Source organism: Paucilactobacillus wasatchensis (assembly GCF_000876205.1).
In the GTDB taxonomy this organism is placed as follows: domain Bacteria; phylum Bacillota; class Bacilli; order Lactobacillales; family Lactobacillaceae; genus Paucilactobacillus; species Paucilactobacillus wasatchensis.
In genome coordinates, this window is the sequence record NZ_AWTT01000002.1 from 19,921 (window position 1) to 36,878 (window position 16,958).

Consider the following 16,958-nt stretch of genomic DNA (forward strand, 5'->3'; position numbering starts at 1 on the left):
CTTTCTTACTTCGTGATTTTTCTAAATTCATCATATAACTGGTCAAATACTTGATTAAATTTGTGTGCTTCTTCCACTGTGTTTTGATCGCCAAGACTAACACGAACAGCGCTAGTAGCAACATTTTCTGCCACATTCATTGCCTTTAATGTACTAGAAGCCAAATGTTTTTTAGAAGAACACGCGCTGGTCGTCGAGATGTAAATATCGTGTTGCTCAAAAGCATGGACAATTGTTTCACCCCGCACCCCAACAATTGCAAAACACAAGATGTGTGGTGCAAAACGAGCAGTATCCTCTGAAAAAATAGTAACGTGCTCAAATGACTTAATGTGCTCAGAGATGACTTGTTTAATCTCTCGTTCTTTAGCATTGCTCTGGGCTTCTTTAGCTAATAAAATTCGCAATGCCTTAGCCATCGCCGCAATTGCGGGTAAATTCTCTGTGCCACTGCGCAAGTTACGCTCTTGTCCACCACCTGTTAAAAGGGGGGCAATTTTACGTCCCTGCTTAGCATAAATAAATCCGATTCCACGTGGGGCATGAAATTTGTGACCAGAGAACGTCACAAAATCAACCCTGCCATTGAAAATCAATGATTGAATTCCTTTGCCAATTCCTTGCACAGCATCAATGTGGAAATGAATCTTGGGGTAATCTTGTAGCACTTCAGCGACTTCTTTTAATGGCTGAATTGAACCAACTTCATTGTTAACTGCCATTACTGATACTAAAATCGTATCTGGTCGAATTGCCGCCTTCAAATCTGCAACTGAAATTTGTCCGTGTGCATCAACGGGCAAATACGTAATGTCAAAACCTAATTGTTCTAGTTGCTCCATCGAATTTTGAATTGCTGGATGTTCAATTGCCGTCGTGATCAAATGTTTGCCAAAGGAGCGTTTTTCAATTGCAGTTCCCTTAACCACCCAGTTATCACCTTCAGTACCACCACTCGTAAATAAAATCTCACTAGGCATTACATTCAGTAACTTTGCAATTTGAGCCCGCGATTGTTCCAGCAAATGCCAAGCTGACTCACCAAAGTTATGTAAGCTTGACGGGTTCCCCCAAAACTGGTCACTAACAGCCCGATAAGTATCTAGTACTTCGGGTAGTGCTTGGGTTGTGGCGCTATTATCAAAATATATCAAATTTCCATCCTTCTTTGTAGCATGTGCAATACAAATGAGTAACACAACATGCAAGATATAGTTACCAATGGGGATAGACCATCAGTAGCAAAGTTCGACTCGCTTAAAACAGCGCTCCAAGTATACCAAAGAACCCTGTCAGATGGTAGTATATTATCTGATTTCCTGCAAAATGATAGTCACAATTCTCAGTTCAAAAAAACACCTGCTATGATTTAATACCATAACACGTGCCATTTACTTTGTTTTTCTAGGTTGCCTGTGACTGCTAGTACTTTGATAATAACTATCTTCTAGTCGCTTATATGAACCCGGTTCAACCTTATCCAACACTGTTGCAATAGTTTCTAAACTAGCAGCGTAGTCATGAGATTCGTTGAATAGTTTCTGTGCTTTTTTGGCCGCCTGATCTACCGTCTGATTTTGCTCCCTAAAGCGATTAGCGTATTGCATTAATCGCTCAGCTAATTGGGCGCTATCCCGTAGATCAGTTGTTTTTTCCTGCAGTGTTTCAAGGTCAGCCTGCACAATTAGCAGTTGTTTTGTAATCTCTTCCATATTGATTTTAATACGATTAATATCTGTATCTAATTTCTTTATTTCGTCACTAACAACAAAAAAATAATCCAAATATGATTGCGGTAAACCTGGTAAATTCAGCGATTCAACTTGCCGCTTGATGGCATGAATTTCACTTGCAAATCGGTGTAACGTCGCTTTGGCTCGCCGCTCATCATCCTGTAATCCAGCCACATCATCATTAATTTGTGTTTGTTGTTGTTCAATTTGAGTCAATATTTTTTGCGCATTTTGTTGCCGCTCTAATACTTGGCTGTCCACAGCAGTATGCTTATGAATGACTGTCAAATCAGTTTGATAATCTTTTTCTACCTGTTTAATTTGTTCACTCAGACCCCGTGCGGTTTCTAATTCGCTATGATCCAAAGTATAATTTTGACTCAGACGATCTAGTTCAATCATTAATTCATGATTTTGATTTTGTGCATGCACGATAAATCGTCCAATTTCAGGCATGATCTTAGTTACGGCTGGACGTGCATCCAGCTCCTTTTGCATTACATCATACAAATGATCAACTTGCCGCTGAATGTTGTCATTAGCCTTTTGAACTGTCTCAATTTCAAGTTGAGCTAATTTAGTCAGTGTTTCTGTTCTTTGTTGTTCAATGTTAGCAATTTCGGTAGCAATATCTGCATCAATAAATTGGTACCCCTGATTACTCAGCTGAGTGTAGCCTCCCTGCAATTCCTGCAACTGTTCTGGGTACTGAACATCTAAATTTTGATATAAGGCAGGAATTAACTCAATTGTTTTTTCTAGTTGGTTAGTATTTGCTTCCAAACCACCAAGTACAGTCTGAGCCTTGGCATGGTCACCTTCAGAAGTAAGCGTACTGAAACGGTCAAATTCATCTTCCAATCCAGACAGTTTTTCTTCCAATTGATCAATACTATTTCCAAACTTGAAGTTCTCCGACAATAACTTTTTCCGTAAACTTTGATATTTCTTTTCTAGTTTAGAAACTGCTTGCCGATGCTGTTGATCGATTTTCTTTAAGTCAGCTAATGCATCGCGCGTATGATTAACAATTTTTTCTGTTGTAGCAACTCGCTCCTTGAGTTGACTCACTTCCTGACGAACCTTAACAAAATTAACTCCACGCACATCATGGCGAATGCTATCTGCCAATTCGTCAATTGCGGTAAAACGATGATCGGTTACCTCTTGATAGTCACTTTGTAACCGCTGAAATTGCTGCAATGATTCCCCAGTTAAACTGAGATTCGCTCCATCACGCAAATTTGCATCAACATGTAAGCCTACCAGCCGCTGTTTATCATCCTGTAAGTCATTAATTTGATTAATTGTAATCCGTTGAAAAAGATATAATCCGCCAACAATTACTGCTGCGATGATCACAATCCCAATTAGCACTTGCAGCATTCGAAAATCCCACCTTTTATTATGGACGTTTATTATTGATTTTTAAAGTTAAGACAGTTAAAATCAATCTTATTTAAAATTATAACATACAGTAAATATAGCAGCACATTGAATTTACGTTGAATTAACAATCATTATGAGTAAAAGGAGAGTTATTTTATGAGTGAAGCTTCATTAATGACCCAGCAATTAGATGCCCTATTATTTGAAGAACAGGACCAAACTGCAAATTTAGCCAACGCATCTGCTCTACTGATGCAAAGCCTGTCCAATATTAATTGGGCTGGTTTTTATCTTTATCAACCGGCCAATGATGAATTAGTCCTTGGCCCCTTTCAGGGGAAAGTCGCCTGCATGCACATCAAAAACGGTGCTGGTGTGTGTGGAAGTGCATTGCAAAACAAGAAAGTGCAACGAGTAGCCAATGTGCACGATTTTCCTGGTCATATTGCATGTGATAGTGATTCGAACGCTGAAATTGTCGTCCCACTATATACAGCCAGCGGTCAACCCATCGGTGTAATGGACATTGATTCAACAACACTAGACCGTTTTTCACCTGCAGATGAAGAACAATTAGTCGAATTCGCCAATGTTTTGGTCCAACATATTGACTCGCACTAGCCAATCGCGGTATACTACTCTTTGTGTAAAATAATGCAGCAGTGAATGGTAAGCTCGTCAACAGATTGGTGCCCAATGGTTCAACTAGTAACCGCGGCTGCAAAGGTGAACGTTGCAGACCAACCTGCACGAATACCGAATTTACAATCGGATTATTTTACTCCAAATAAATTTATTGGAGGATCTCTTATGTCTCGTTATACAGGTCCAAGTTGGCGTGTTTCTCGTCGTCTTGGTGTTTCATTATCCGGAACCGGAAAAGAATTAGCTCGTCGCCCTTATGCTCCTGGTGATCATGGTAATGATCGTCGTTCAAAGTTGTCAGAATATGGTACACAACTGCGTGAAAAGCAAAAGTTGCGTATGACATATGGCATGACAGAACGTCAATTCGCTAACCTATTCGTTCGTGCTGGTAAAATGCAAGATGGTACTCATGGTACTAACTTCATGGCTTTACTGGAACGTCGTCTGGACAACATGGTTTACCGCCTCGGCTTAGCAACTACTCGTCGTCAAGCTCGTCAATTAGTTAACCACGGTCACATCACAGTTGATGGCAAACGTGTTGATATTCCTTCTTACGAAGTTGAGATTGGTCAAACAATCGGCGTTCGTGAAAAGTCAAAGAACCTTGTCATTATTCAAAGTGCCGTTGAAGCAGTTGTTGGTCGTCCTTCATACGTTGAATTTGATGCTGATAAGCTGGAAGGCTCATTAGTTCGAATTCCTGAACGTGAAGACATGGATGCTGACATTGATGAAGCTCTAATTGTTGAATACTACAACAAACTATAATTTAGTAAGACTTGCTGAACTCAGCAGGTCTTTTTTTAATGTCTTTCTTGGCATAATTAATCTAATTTTGGTTTAAAAAAAAGCGCACTGTACAGTGTGCTTTTTTATTAACGCCAGATTATTGGACTAATTTTTGATAGATTGCTAGTAACCCACTAATAACAGCCTCAATTGATTTAATTTGAATAGCCGTGCTATTTTGGAAGAAACGGTCATCTTTTGCCCAAACCTGGCCAATCAAAAATTCATCTTTTTTGCCTCTTTGGTAACCACTGATTGCCATTTCAATTGTCTTAGCGGACGCTGCTTCAATTTTTGTTTGAGTATGGTCCTGGCAAACATAGTAGTCGCCCGTCAACTCATTCAATGCTTGTTGGTTTGCTAATAAACGTGAACTAATTTGTGCATCGATTTTAGACTCGCCCAGTAATGCCAACCAAATAAACATCCGATCAGCCCAAAAGCCAATTTCAAAGTGGGGATCTTTTTTATACCCTCTTTTATTGGGACCAAATGCAATCCAAGTATTAATTGGCGGATTAACCGTTCGTCGCAAGTGCTTAGCGATATGCGGATATATTTCAATTTTTTGTTGACTAAAAAAAGGTTGCAGGTTGGCTGCCAATTGTTCAAACTGTGGGTCGATCACTGCTCTAACCTGTGCCATTCTTCCAGTCAATGTTGGTTCTAAAAAAACATCAAAATCAGCTTGTGAAAACATTGCTTCGCACCGCTTTCTTTTAAACTACAATTGCATTAATGGTATAATATTTCGTAGCTAAATGAAAGGACCATTGGACCGATGCCTGAAAATAAATTTGTTCCAACTGATGAACATTTGCAAAATGCCATGTTTGGAACTCCCAAAATTAATCCCGATGAACAGCGCAAATATCTTGGCACCTTCAGAGAACGGGTCATGGTGACAATTAGTGTTAGTCAACTACAACAGTTTAACTGGAGCAATATATTTGAACAAGAAATCACCCAGCCTCAGGTTAAAATCATCTTTTTTAATGGCAACATTGAACAATCACAGTTACAACCATATATTAAGACTGCCGCTAAAATTGGAACCAATTTTACCATTAAGACTAGTCCAGATTATCACATTGACAATGATAATCTCGCGATCGTGGTAGCCGCCAAGAATGCCATTCATATCAATCCAATTGATATTGCTAAAAAGCATCCCGAGTATTCCGCCAAGCAAACTGACTCACCAACACCTAAAAAGTCATTTTGGCACAAATTGTTTAATTAAACCGGTTTTATTTAGAAAGGAAAACAAATATGCAGCAACCATTGGCCTATCGAATGCGACCAACTAAATTAGAAGAAATTGTTGGCCAACAACACTTAGTTGGACCTGGCAAAATAATTAATCGCATGGTGAGCGCCAAAATGCTTTCATCAATGATTTTATATGGTCCACCTGGCACTGGAAAAACCAGTATCGCCAGTGCCATTGCTGGGTCAACTAAATATGCATTCCGTACGCTCAATGCAGCCACAGATTCTAAAAAGGATCTTCAAATCGTTGCAGAAGAAGCCAAGATGAGTGGCACAGTAATTTTATTACTTGATGAAATCCATCGCCTGGATAAAACAAAACAAGATTTTCTGCTTCCTCACCTAGAAAGTGGTCGAATTATTTTAATTGGTGCAACAACTGAAAATCCCTACATCACAATAAATCCAGCGATTCGCAGCCGAACTCAAATTTTTCAGGTTTATCCATTGACCGAAGAACAAATGGAACAAGCCGTTAATCGTGCGCTCAAGGATCCTGACAAGGGACTGGGCCAATTATCAATTGACCTAAAAGTCGAAGCATTGCAGCAATTAGTACGTGCTACTAATGGTGATTTACGAAGTGCACTTAACGGCCTTGAATTGGCCGCTAAATCTACCCCACCCGCTGAAGATGGACAAATTATTTTGACTCTGCCAATCATCGAGGAAAGCTTCCAACATAAGGCCCTATCTGCAGATAAAAACGGTGATGCACATTACGATGTAATTTCTGCACTTCAAAAGTCCATCCGAGGAAGTGACGTTGATGCTGCACTGCATTACTTGGCGAGATTAATTGAAGCTGGTGATTTACCAATAATTGCACGACGGTTACTAGTGATTGCCTACGAAGATATCGGTTTGGCCAACCCGCCGGCTGCTAGCAGGACAGTTACTGCTGTGGAGGCAGCCCAAAAGCTTGGATTCCCAGAGGCCCGAATTCCACTAGCAGATGCAGTAATTGAATTGTGTTTATCTCCAAAATCAAACTCAGGTATCAATGCAATTGATAAGGCAATTGATCAAGTTAAGGCAGGTGGTTTTGGCGACGTGCCTGCCCACTTGAAAGACGCACACTATCAGGGAGCAGCAAAACTTGGTCATGGCACGGAATATAAATATCCACACGCTTTTCCTAATGACTGGGTGCAACAACAATACTTACCTGATAAAATCAAAAACGCACAGTATTATCAGCCGAAGCAAAATGGCCGATTCGAACAGGCGCTGGGTCAGCAATATGAGCAACTACTAGCGGCACAACGTGGCAAGTCGCCTAAGAAACCCAACTAAATTAATTGCGCTTACCGGCGCAACATGCTAACATATAAATAGAAATTCTAAGGTGTACGCGTTGTTCATATTACAGTTTTGCCTTACAATCTTATTACATTGGGACTAGCGTTAGCTGCACGGATAACAGGCCTTAACTCTTGGTAGTTAGAAGTGTAGCGACCGTGTCCCACCTGTCTTGAACACAGGTCAACACTGAAGAACGATTAACGGCACCACTAGAATTTCCTTAATTTGATAATTATTGGCAATTGCAAATATCGATTTGTGATTGCCTTATTTTTATGGCGTGGAGGCTGTTATGTTGATTACAATTTTACTTATTATTTTTGCGTTAATTGCGCTATACATTGGCTGGTATTTGGTTGCACACCGTAATAGGCCCTTTTTAATTTTTAATCCAGCCACCAATCTTAGCTTATCCCATGCGGTTACCTTTTGGGGCGTTACTATGTTAGTAGTTGGATTAGTTGGGTTAGTTGCAGCGTTAATTAATATTTTGCTGGTTACAGTGATCATTTTAGTAGTTGGCTGTTTCTCAGGTACGTTAATGTTGCTGAGCCTAATGATATTTATGCGCTAATACCGCGGATGTAACCGGAAACAATATTTAAGTGTTTTCCTTTTATTTTGGCAGCAAATAACGTAGAATGAAGGTAGAAACAAAGTGAGGGGGAATTAAAATGTTACAACAATATCAACATATTCTTGTTCCGGTCGATGGCTCTAAGGAAGCGGAAGTTGCTTTTAAAAAGGCGGTTGCTGTTGCTAACCGTAATGGTAGTGAAACTGAGTTACGCCTATTACACGTTGTTGATACACGTGCGTTTCAAAATATTTCCAGCTTTGATACTTCCATGGTCGAGCAAGTTACAGAGACTGCTAAAAAAACGCTTGATAAATATGTGGAGGAAGCACAGGCTCAAGGGTTAACAAATGTTAGTTATACAATTGAGTATGGTGCACCCAAAACAATTATCGCTCGCGATGTCCCGAATGAAATGAAAGCTGACCTAATTATGATTGGTGCAACTGGTTTAAACGCCGTTGAACGCCTACTAATTGGTTCAGTGACTGAGTATGTTACCAGAACGGCAGTTTGTGACGTGCTTGTGGTTCGAACCGATTTAGAGAACAAACCGATTAAGAAAACAGATAATAATTAATTACAAAAAGTGAGAACTAAGTCATTCGGATTCCAAGAATCTCCGTGCTTTATTTCCCACTTTTTTTGTTCAATCCCTCACCATGCAGCCGCAAACTAATTTTTTGCTGTAATTCTGCATGCTGGTTGACAATTGATAAACTGGCCGCTATTTGCCAGTTTTTTTGTGTTTCATCAACATTTCCCATTTTGAGATTGCAATCGCCTAGTTGCAAGTAAACTTCGTCAATTAAGAATAGCGTTTCATACTGACGACATAGGTTTAGCGCCACATTATTTAGCTGTAACGCATTCCCCATCTGGTCAATATGCTGGTGAAGTTGGGCCAGTGAAACATAGCTGGCAATCAACTTATAATAATCTGTCTTTGGATCGATTTGTTCCAGTAAAACTGTCGCTTGGGTTGCTAGTTTTTCAGCATTGACTTGATTATGTTTGTAAAACCAAGTATTTCCTGCAGCAATTGTAGCCATAATTTGATAAATCTGATCGCCAGCTTGCGTAAACTGTTTCAATACCAATTCAAAATTAAATAATGCTTCATCATAATTCTCATTTTGATTTAACTGCAACATTCCCAAAAAATAGTAATAGCGCTGTTTATCATATGTTTGCCGCAATTGCTTAATGCCAATATTGTTTAATTGATTAGTTGCAGCATCGTATTTTTTTTGTAAAATTAGTTGATTAATAGTTTCAAAAACATCGGTCAGTACTTGATTTTCATCAATCAAAATAGTATCAATTGATACCCCCAGCCGGGCACAAAGCTGCGTCAGGATCTGCATGCTCGGGACATTCCCTTTCTTTTCAATTAAACTAACTGTTGCTTGCGTGCAAATACCAGCAGCTAATTGTTTTTGGGATAAGCCCTTATTTTTGCGAAGCATTTTTAATTGATCGCCGCGTAATTTCATTTCAATTCCTGACTTTCGAAGTTAGATTAACTGCCATAACACATTCTTAACACGCACCACTGTTGGTGTTGAGTTAAGTTTTATTTTAGCACGAATTAAGCTGGGTTGATCTGTGATGATTGCATCCACCCCAATTTGTGCCATTCGTTCAGCAACTTTGGGATTATCAACAGTCCAAGCATATACTTTCTTGTGATGCGCATGTAAGAATCGGACATTGGTTGAATTCACAGTACGATAATCAAGCGAGTAAAAATCAACATCCTTGGTGGCTAATCGGCTAAAGACAAATGGTCGAATCAAACCCACCGATAAATCAGGAAAATTATGTTTCAGTTTGGCAACAATCAAATCATCAACTGAGTGAATTTGATCGTGCTGCCGATGAAGTTGCTGCGCGTATTTGTTACCAAAAAGCTGGGCCACTTTAGTTGGGTTAAGCGACTGAGGTTTAATTTCAACGATTAAATGCTGCTGATGACGGTTAGCAACCTTCAAATACTCATCAAATGTTGACATGCGAGTTTCAAAACCATGATCAGTCAATTTAATCTGTTTTACATGGTTATTTTTCAGTTTAGCAATCGTCTTCTTTTTATGAGTTAACTGCAAATTCGCATCATGAAAACAGACAAACGACTGGTCTTGCGTTTCTTGGACATCCATTTCAACTTTCGCTGGATGAGTTTGAACTGTCTTTTTGAGACTCTGAACCGTGTTTGGTACCCCGTTGTCATTGTCAACGCCACGGTGTGAAATAATTTCAGGTAAATGTGCCTGTTTTTGTGCCTGCAAATTTTGTGTCCATCCACCTACGATTAGCAATCCAATGGCAATGACTACCAAATGAAACACTGCGTTTGCACGGCTGGAAATTGGCATTTTAAAATAAGCTGCAATTAAAAAAGCGCCCCAGGCAGCAAGTAGCCAGGTACCGATAGCTAGCAGCAAAAAGCCGGACCAAAAATCACTGACCCTAGCAAACCAACTAGTACATAAATACATCAATCCAAGTCCTATTATTGTCTCTAACAGCAACTGACCAATTACAATCAAGTTCTGTTTTGCAGTTACGGCGCCATTAATCGTCTGCCCCGGCTGGATTAGTTGCACCATCCAGCGTCGTAAAAAGCGCCAATAGCAAAAAATAACACCACAATAACACGCCACTAAAATTGGTACAATGACAATTCGGTGCAAGTAAATAATTCGCAGCACTGCCTGAGGCACCTCAATTAAATTAATTAAATAACTAGTAATCCCAAGTCCACCCAACGGCAGGATTGTTACCCAACCGATTAATAAAATTATGCCAACAGCAACGACATTAAAATGCTGACTAGTACCAAAATTTAAATGTCTGGTAATCCACCAAACGAGCACAGCAAAACTTAAACACAACCCCACTACTTTTAGTAACGGCGTAATATTTTTATTAGCTAATAGCCAGTTATTGATCACTATTAGCCCCCAAAAAATGCTAGTTAACTCTACTCGTCTCACAATTTTAGCCCCATTATGTAAAGAATGGAACTTAGCCTCTTGTTGGCCAAGAAACTAAGTCCCATCATGTAAATCTATTCGTCTAAATTATATTCTTTTTTACCGACATGTTCTGTACCTAATTCCTCAAAATCGTACTTAATTTTACTATTTCTTTGGTATTCTGCCAACCCATATTGAATAATTTGATCAATTAATTCTGAGTAACTAATCCCAGATACTTCCCACATTTGCGGGTAAAGACTAATATTAGTAAAACCTGGGAGTGTATTTGGTTCACTCAGATATGGGACACCATTTTGATCAACTAAAAAGTCAATTCGTGATAAGCCCTTCATACCAAGTGCAACATACGCTTTTAGCGCCATTTGTGTAATTTCGTTAGTTAGTTTCTCTGGTAAAATAACTGGTAATTCAAATACAACACCGCTGGCATCAACAAATTTATTTTGATAATCATAGAATTCGTCGCTATCGGGAACACGAACAGCACCTAGCTTAGAAGCTCGTGGTTTTTCATTACCTAAAATAGAAATTTCAATTTCCTTAGGTCCAGCAATCGCTTCTTCGACCAATATCTTAAAATCATAGTTAAACGCATCCGTTAGGCCATCAACGTACTCTTGTTCATTAACGGCTCGATGAATTCCAACCGAAGAGCCCTGATTAGCTGGCTTAATAAACACTGTGTTACCAAGCTCCTGGCTAATTTTAGTCCACGTCATGGCGTCCTTGTTTTCAGGAGTCACTACTGCATATTTTGTGTTACGTACTCCTGCCTGGCTTAAAATTCGCTTGGTCATATCCTTGTCAAAAGATACTGCTGATGCCAGCACATTCGAACCAATATAAGGCTTCTTTAACAACTTAAATAACCCTTGAACTGTTCCATCTTCGCCCAGGTTACCATGGATAACTGGATAAAAAATATCAATATCTTGTACTTCTTGCAAAGCCAATATCGGTGCTAACGGATTGTGCACATCAATTTTAGGATATTCATCCGCTACAACATCGTCCTCTTCTTCGCCATCAAATATCCGCTTCGAAGCTTGATCGCCAAGTAAAACACCATCTTTGGTAAACATGAACAGACTAACATCATATTTTTGTTTATCCATTGCATCGTAAATATTATGCGCTGAACGTTTAGAAACATCATGTTCAGACGAATTACCACCAAAAAGGAGTGCTACATGAATCTTTCGATTTGTCTGCATTTCTTTATCACACCATTCTTCCGCTATTTTATAGAATCTTAAGTCTATCATGTTCACTAAGTCTTGCGTCACGTTTACAAAAAACTTAGTAATTTTTAATTTTTAGTTCATGAACTGCTGACCACTAGTAATATATTTGACAATTTCCTGATTGAAATCACCACGAATCAAAATAGCTTGCATTAACCGTGTATGGTTCAGTAATTGATTCCATTCTCCCTCTGTATGCGGTTCGAACCGGTTCATAATTTGACTGCGCCAAGCTTTTAATTGTAATAAAAAGTAATTACGGTATAAATCATTTTTATTTGTAATTCGTGCCAGATAGGCCGCAATTCGCTGTGGCTCACCAAAAATCAAGGGGGTCTGCAGCTGTTTGTACCGTTCGATTAAAATCGTCATTAGGAATAATTTATCTGCGCGGGATAACTCATCACGAGCAGATAGTTCATCGAGCAGATTTCCAATATGGGTGTATGCATGACCCCATCCATTTTTACGAATAAACCCCCGTGTGTCGGTCTCCATAATCGTGTATGAAGAAATTTGTTCGACTGCGCGATTAATTAACTCCGGGGTCAAAAAGAAATAACCTGCCTGGTCACCATAGGTCAACGTCGATAGCAGTAGTACTGCAAATGAACGTTGGTAAACACCATTATTTTGAGGTTCTAATATATGATCAAATAAGACTTCATCAGACAACAAATAATTGTAAGCCAGTGTTAATTGTCGTTTTGAAAAAATTTGGGCTTCCAATAATTCGTTAACAATAAAATAAACACCATGATCCCGCACCTCTGGATTAGGCGAACCGATGTGACCGAGTAACAACAGTAAATCTTGATCAGATACTTCAGTCAATTGATCATCAGTGTGTTGCTGACGCAACTGTTTAATCAAATCAAGTACATCATCATCATCGCTTGGCAAATGAACCTTAGTTGATTTATTTTTTTTAACGGACGAGACTAGTTTTCCAACCTCAGTTCCCAGAGATTGAAAAATTTGCCCTTGATTAATTTTGGTTCGCAAAGTCTTTAATTGTGCCGCTAATTGTGTTTGCTGACTCATCGTCAATCCCTCTTTTCACACAAGCTAATAGGTTAATGATAGCACATCAGCTCACAGAGATGAAACTACAAAGCTATCATCGATTTAAAATAATTTTTGCCATGCAAAAAGGACCAAAAATTGTTTTTTTGGCCCCACGCTTACTAATATTATTAATCTCGACGTAATCGTAATTTTTGACTAAACCAGTATGAAAGCCCGCCACAGACTAGAATCCAAACTAACATAACAATTGAACTATTTACTGGATTAAAATTGCCAGTACTATCCGAATATCCGAACATGATTTTACTAAAATTAACAATCCCGGTCCAGTCAATATTTGCATGAACCAAGGCCCGTGCTAAGTTCGTTACTGCTACGATTAATACTACTGGAAACCCAATAATTACAATGGCTTTACCACGTTTGTTAAGCAATGCCAAGAAACAGCCAACCACTAAGCCTGCTAGGGCCAACATTAAGAGACCCATATATAATTGAACAATTGCAATCAGGTACGTACCCACTGTTTCGTTTTGATATCCGACAAACACGCTGTGAACTGTAATCTTTTGTCCTTTGACAAACATTTCGATCATATCAATTACCAGTACAACTAAAGCCAGCAGTAAAATTCCTTTGATTCTTGCCCACCATGCTGTTCTACGTGAGATACCATTTTGAATTGTCCACTTAAAATTATCGTAATTAAACATAAGTGCATCAATGAAGAGGTATAAGCCGGCAACAAACGCAAAACCAGTACTATTCAATTTAAATCCTGTGGAACCATTAAATGTAATGGAAAATAATACTGGAATCACTATGGTAATTCCAACAAACCACACAAACGTCCACACTAATCGAATCAAGGAGCGGTTAAAGTCATACAAAGCCAATCGATTACTCTTACTCTTTAACATAATTAACACTCCCTTCAGTTAAATAAACAAATAATTTTTGTAAATCAACGTGCTCAATTTTAATGGTATCTGGAATAACACGTTCATCGTCCAAATCACCATAAATATAGTCCGTTCTCAGTCCGCCTAATGTTTGATGACCAATTACATTCAATCCAACGCTGTAGTCACTGACGGCCTTTTTGGGCCCTGTAATTGCATATGAACGATCAATGATTGCTTGGGTTTCGTCATCGATGACTATTTTCCCCTGATCTAGAATAAAAACGTGTTCCACAATTTGAGCAATTTCTTCGATTAGGTGGGTTGAAATAACAAATGTTCGTGGCCGTTCTTCGTATGATTGTAATAATTCCTGATAAAACAATTCGCGATGATTTGCATCTAAGCCCAATACTGGTTCGTCGAAAAAGACGAAATTAACCGGTACACACAACGCCACAATTAATTTTACAATTGAATGATAACCTGTCGATAAACCACCAAAGCGGGCGGTTAACTTAACCCCAAATTCTTCAGCTAATTTATACGCTTTTTTATAATCAAATGAACCATAACAAAGCTCAGCTTGCTTAAATATTTTTTCTACCCGCATTCGTTCGGGATACAAATCAACTTCACTCATTAAAAACATGTCTGCTAGTATATCATCATTTTCAACTACTGATTGTTGATCCATTGTGACTTTTCCACTGGAAGCAAAAATTCGGGTTGTCATAATATTCAACAATGTACTCTTACCGGCACCGTTACGTCCCAATAATCCATAAATTTTATTTGGTTCTAACTCAAATGAAATGTCTTTCAAAACCTCATTTTTACCAAATTTGCGTGTAACATGATCGATTTTAATTTGTGCCATTTTGATACCCCCGTTCAATTAACTGGACTAGCTTTTCTTCAGTTAACCCTAATTTTTGTGCCTCAGTCACTACATTTAAAATGTAATCTGCATAGAAACTTTCTTTTCGCTGCTGTTCAATCGTTGCCACAGCACCAACTTTAACAAACATCCCAATCCCCCGCCTTTTTTCAATTAGTTCTTTAGCAACCAACAAATTCATCCCCTTTAATACCGTCGCCGGATTAATATGAAATTGTTTTGAAATTTCAGTCGTCGATGGAATCTGTTTGTCTTCTGTAAAACTGCCAGTAAATATAGCCTCTTCAAGCTGCTCCGCTACCTGTTGATAGAGTGGCTCAGTACTATTAAAGTTAAACTCCATGCTTGTCACCTCCAGTTTGATTCGTTTGGATTACCAATCGTTGGTATAACTTAACTGTCAGTAAATAATAAATGCCATAACAAATACTAAAGCCTAACACAGCCCACCACCATTGATCATACGGATTTACCATCAATTTTTTGAACACCTGGAGCCCGAGTCCAACATATAAAATGCCGGCTGCTCCCGGAATTACAAACAAAACTCCGATCTCATATGCCACTGCTCGTTTTAATTGCTTAATTGATACTCCAATTTTCATCATCATCTGGTACCGATTTCGGTCTATTTGAGTTCCCGATAGCACCTTAAACATCAGACAAGAGGCCAGCATGGTTAAAAAGGCAATTCCCAAAAACAGTCCGATAAACTCTAAACCACCAAAAAGTGTATTTGAAATAACAAACATTTCATAACTGTTCGTAATTTCGTAACCTTGTTTCGCCGCAGTGGAACTACTGTATCTTTCTAATTGCTTCAGTTTGGAAAAACTCTGATTCAAGTTTCGGACTCGAATTAACTGTAGCGTGCTTTTCGTTCCCGCCAGCTGATTAAACTGCTTGGTTGGTAAAATAACAATTTGTTTGCCACGTAATGCCGGTGACTCCATTAACATCAAGTTGCGATTTTCAACTGTCCTACCAACTAATTTGTGGGCTGCTATTTTTTTATAGTGTGGCTGGCTCAATTGATGCTCAGCTTTAGGCACAACCACTGCTTCAAGCGGCTGTTTTCTTAACTGATCCTGATTCAAATAAATGTGTTTTTGGTCGCTAATTTGCGCGTATGAAACATTTTTAACTAAATCCATCTTAGCAATAATTTTATCCGTTGCTTTAGTAGGATTAGTGATGTTCATACTATAGGCACTGGAGTAGCTACTCATAATTGGAATCTGACGATGATAACCGATTCCAACCACAATGGCACCCAGTGCTAACGCAAACAAAATCGTCACCATGGATAAAACCCGTGTGTAGTTTTCAATTCGAAACTGAAGTTGTCCAAGAGTGAATAAGCGTAGTCCTCGATAACTAAAGTTTCGTTTTTTTAGCCAATTAATTATCACCGAGAACACTGAATGGACCACTAAATATGTTCCACCAGAAATTGTTACTAACGCAACGGGAATCGCTGCCAGTTGTAACACCTCAATTTTAAATAATGCTGTAAATCCGATGATTAATAAAACTAATCCAGTAATTGATTCAAAAATTTTTAGCTTAAAATTTTGATCGGAATGATTGGTTAATTGATTAGCTTTCAAAATCGACTGTAGTGGTTTCGTTCTGACAATGATTTGTGAAACCACGGTAGAACAGATTGCTAGCAGAACGAACAATGAAATTGTAATAATGACGGCTGGTAACTGAAACACGTTCAGTCCCGTTAGTGGAAGGTGAATTTGAATTGCCAGCCACTGACTAGCAATTTTGGTCAAACCCATTCCTAAGAACAGGCCTATAACAGTGGAACCTAATTGAACTGCGAACGTTTCGAGCATAATCATTTGACTAATTTTACGCGGTTTAGCCCCAAAGGTAAGAAATACGCCATAGTCTTTATACCGCATGCCAAGCAGAAATGATTGTGCATAGCCGACATAAACAATTGTGATTAATGTTAATAGTATCAGCCCAAAGACAAATACCTGAGTAACAGAACCAACATTAATGTTGGCTTTTAAAAATTTTTCATTAGTTGCCAAAGCAGCGAACATGTAAAAAATGGCTGCTCCAATACTTAAGCCAGAAAATAAAACTAAATAATCTGCCCAACGGCGGTGTAAACCTGCAAATGCCAATTTACGGATCATAG

The 16,958-nt window shown here is 38.8% G+C and carries 17 protein-coding genes; 6 read left to right on the forward strand and 11 right to left on the reverse strand.

What is annotated here, in order from left to right; genetic code table 11:
- Positions 1-5: 5 nt before the first annotated feature.
- Positions 6-1,154, reverse strand: coding sequence for a cysteine desulfurase family protein (locus WDC_RS00675; protein ID WP_044009885.1), 1,149 nt, complete (start codon positions 1,152-1,154; stop codon positions 6-8).
- A gap of 237 nt (positions 1,155-1,391) precedes the next feature.
- On the reverse strand, positions 1,392-3,119 hold the full coding sequence (gene ezrA / locus WDC_RS00680) for a septation ring formation regulator EzrA (protein ID WP_044009886.1): 1,728 nt from the start codon (positions 3,117-3,119) through the stop codon (positions 1,392-1,394).
- Between the two features lie 159 nt (positions 3,120-3,278).
- On the opposite strand from ezrA, the gene WDC_RS00685 reads away from it, so the two are divergent.
- Positions 3,279-3,743: a GAF domain-containing protein gene (locus WDC_RS00685; protein ID WP_044009887.1), complete on the forward strand. Its 465-nt coding sequence runs from the start codon at positions 3,279-3,281 to the stop codon at positions 3,741-3,743.
- A 189-nt stretch (positions 3,744-3,932) separates the two neighbouring features.
- The gene (rpsD, locus tag WDC_RS00690; RefSeq protein WP_044009888.1) at positions 3,933-4,541 is read left to right on the forward strand and encodes a 30S ribosomal protein S4; all 609 of its coding nucleotides are present in this window, start codon (positions 3,933-3,935) and stop codon (positions 4,539-4,541) included.
- A 118-nt stretch (positions 4,542-4,659) separates the two neighbouring features.
- Here rpsD and WDC_RS00695 read toward each other — a convergent pair whose 3' ends face one another.
- Positions 4,660-5,262 (reverse strand): DUF1054 family protein, encoded by a 603-nt coding sequence (locus tag WDC_RS00695; protein WP_044009889.1) that lies wholly within the window; start codon positions 5,260-5,262, stop codon positions 4,660-4,662.
- An 81-nt stretch (positions 5,263-5,343) separates the two neighbouring features.
- On the opposite strand from WDC_RS00695, the gene WDC_RS00700 reads away from it, so the two are divergent.
- From WDC_RS00700 to WDC_RS00715, 4 genes are all read left to right on the forward strand, one after another.
- Positions 5,344-5,805 carry a YueI family protein gene (locus WDC_RS00700; RefSeq protein ID WP_044009890.1) on the forward strand — a complete coding sequence of 154 codons (462 nt, stop codon included), beginning with the start codon at positions 5,344-5,346 and terminating at the stop codon, positions 5,803-5,805.
- A 29-nt stretch (positions 5,806-5,834) separates the two neighbouring features.
- Complete coding sequence (locus WDC_RS00705) at positions 5,835-7,130, forward strand: replication-associated recombination protein A (RefSeq protein ID WP_044009891.1); 1,296 nt, start codon at positions 5,835-5,837, stop codon at positions 7,128-7,130.
- A 301-nt stretch (positions 7,131-7,431) separates the two neighbouring features.
- Entirely contained in the window at positions 7,432-7,713 is a 282-nt protein-coding gene (locus tag WDC_RS00710; protein WP_044009892.1) for a hypothetical protein, read from the forward strand.
- Between the two features lie 100 nt (positions 7,714-7,813).
- Positions 7,814-8,296 (forward strand): universal stress protein, encoded by a 483-nt coding sequence (locus tag WDC_RS00715; protein ID WP_044009893.1) that lies wholly within the window; start codon positions 7,814-7,816, stop codon positions 8,294-8,296.
- A 49-nt stretch (positions 8,297-8,345) separates the two neighbouring features.
- Here WDC_RS00715 and WDC_RS00720 read toward each other — a convergent pair whose 3' ends face one another.
- From WDC_RS00720 to WDC_RS00755, 8 genes are all read right to left on the reverse strand, one after another.
- Positions 8,346-9,212, reverse strand: coding sequence for a helix-turn-helix domain-containing protein (locus WDC_RS00720; protein ID WP_044009894.1), 867 nt, complete (start codon positions 9,210-9,212; stop codon positions 8,346-8,348).
- A 21-nt stretch (positions 9,213-9,233) separates the two neighbouring features.
- Entirely contained in the window at positions 9,234-10,673 is a 1,440-nt protein-coding gene (locus WDC_RS00725; protein ID WP_044009895.1) for a glycerophosphodiester phosphodiesterase family protein, read from the reverse strand.
- Between the two features lie 116 nt (positions 10,674-10,789).
- Entirely contained in the window at positions 10,790-11,935 is a 1,146-nt protein-coding gene (locus WDC_RS00730) for a D-alanine--D-alanine ligase family protein (protein ID WP_044009896.1), read from the reverse strand.
- A 102-nt stretch (positions 11,936-12,037) separates the two neighbouring features.
- Entirely contained in the window at positions 12,038-13,009 is a 972-nt protein-coding gene (locus WDC_RS00735) for a DUF2785 domain-containing protein (protein WP_044009897.1), read from the reverse strand.
- Positions 13,010-13,161: 152 nt separating this feature from the next.
- Positions 13,162-13,914, reverse strand: a complete 753-nt coding sequence (locus tag WDC_RS00740) for a hypothetical protein (protein ID WP_044009898.1) — start codon at positions 13,912-13,914, stop codon at positions 13,162-13,164.
- A complete protein-coding gene (locus WDC_RS00745; protein WP_044009899.1) occupies positions 13,901-14,776 on the reverse strand; it encodes an ATP-binding cassette domain-containing protein in 876 nt (291 codons plus the stop codon). Before WDC_RS00745 ends, WDC_RS00740 begins: the two co-directional genes overlap by 14 nt.
- A complete protein-coding gene (locus WDC_RS00750; protein ID WP_044009900.1) occupies positions 14,763-15,140 on the reverse strand; it encodes a GntR family transcriptional regulator in 378 nt (125 codons plus the stop codon). The genes WDC_RS00745 and WDC_RS00750 overlap by 14 nt, the downstream gene beginning before the upstream one ends.
- Entirely contained in the window at positions 15,130-16,956 is a 1,827-nt protein-coding gene (locus WDC_RS00755) for an ABC transporter permease (RefSeq protein WP_044009901.1), read from the reverse strand. Before WDC_RS00755 ends, WDC_RS00750 begins: the two co-directional genes overlap by 11 nt.
- Between the last annotated feature and the right edge of the window lie 2 nt (positions 16,957-16,958).

Coding starts and splice junctions, on each gene's coding strand:
- ezrA (WP_044009886.1), bottom strand. CDS start 3,119: ATGCTGCAAGTGCTAATTGGGATTGTGATCATCGCAGCAGTAATTGTT.
- WDC_RS00685 (WP_044009887.1), top strand. CDS start 3,279: ATGAGTGAAGCTTCATTAATGACCCAGCAATTAGATGCCCTATTATTT.
- rpsD (WP_044009888.1), top strand. CDS start 3,933: ATGTCTCGTTATACAGGTCCAAGTTGGCGTGTTTCTCGTCGTCTTGGT.
- WDC_RS00695 (WP_044009889.1), bottom strand. CDS start 5,262: ATGTTTTCACAAGCTGATTTTGATGTTTTTTTAGAACCAACATTGACT.
- WDC_RS00700 (WP_044009890.1), top strand. CDS start 5,344: ATGCCTGAAAATAAATTTGTTCCAACTGATGAACATTTGCAAAATGCC.
- WDC_RS00705 (WP_044009891.1), top strand. CDS start 5,835: ATGCAGCAACCATTGGCCTATCGAATGCGACCAACTAAATTAGAAGAA.
- WDC_RS00710 (WP_044009892.1), top strand. CDS start 7,432: ATGTTGATTACAATTTTACTTATTATTTTTGCGTTAATTGCGCTATAC.
- WDC_RS00715 (WP_044009893.1), top strand. CDS start 7,814: ATGTTACAACAATATCAACATATTCTTGTTCCGGTCGATGGCTCTAAG.
- WDC_RS00720 (WP_044009894.1), bottom strand. CDS start 9,212: ATGAAATTACGCGGCGATCAATTAAAAATGCTTCGCAAAAATAAGGGC.
- WDC_RS00730 (WP_044009896.1), bottom strand. CDS start 11,935: ATGCAGACAAATCGAAAGATTCATGTAGCACTCCTTTTTGGTGGTAAT.
- WDC_RS00735 (WP_044009897.1), bottom strand. CDS start 13,009: ATGAGTCAGCAAACACAATTAGCGGCACAATTAAAGACTTTGCGAACC.
- WDC_RS00740 (WP_044009898.1), bottom strand. CDS start 13,914: ATGTTAAAGAGTAAGAGTAATCGATTGGCTTTGTATGACTTTAACCGC.
- WDC_RS00745 (WP_044009899.1), bottom strand. CDS start 14,776: ATGGCACAAATTAAAATCGATCATGTTACACGCAAATTTGGTAAAAAT.
- WDC_RS00750 (WP_044009900.1), bottom strand. CDS start 15,140: ATGGAGTTTAACTTTAATAGTACTGAGCCACTCTATCAACAGGTAGCG.
- WDC_RS00755 (WP_044009901.1), bottom strand. CDS start 16,956: ATGATCCGTAAATTGGCATTTGCAGGTTTACACCGCCGTTGGGCAGAT.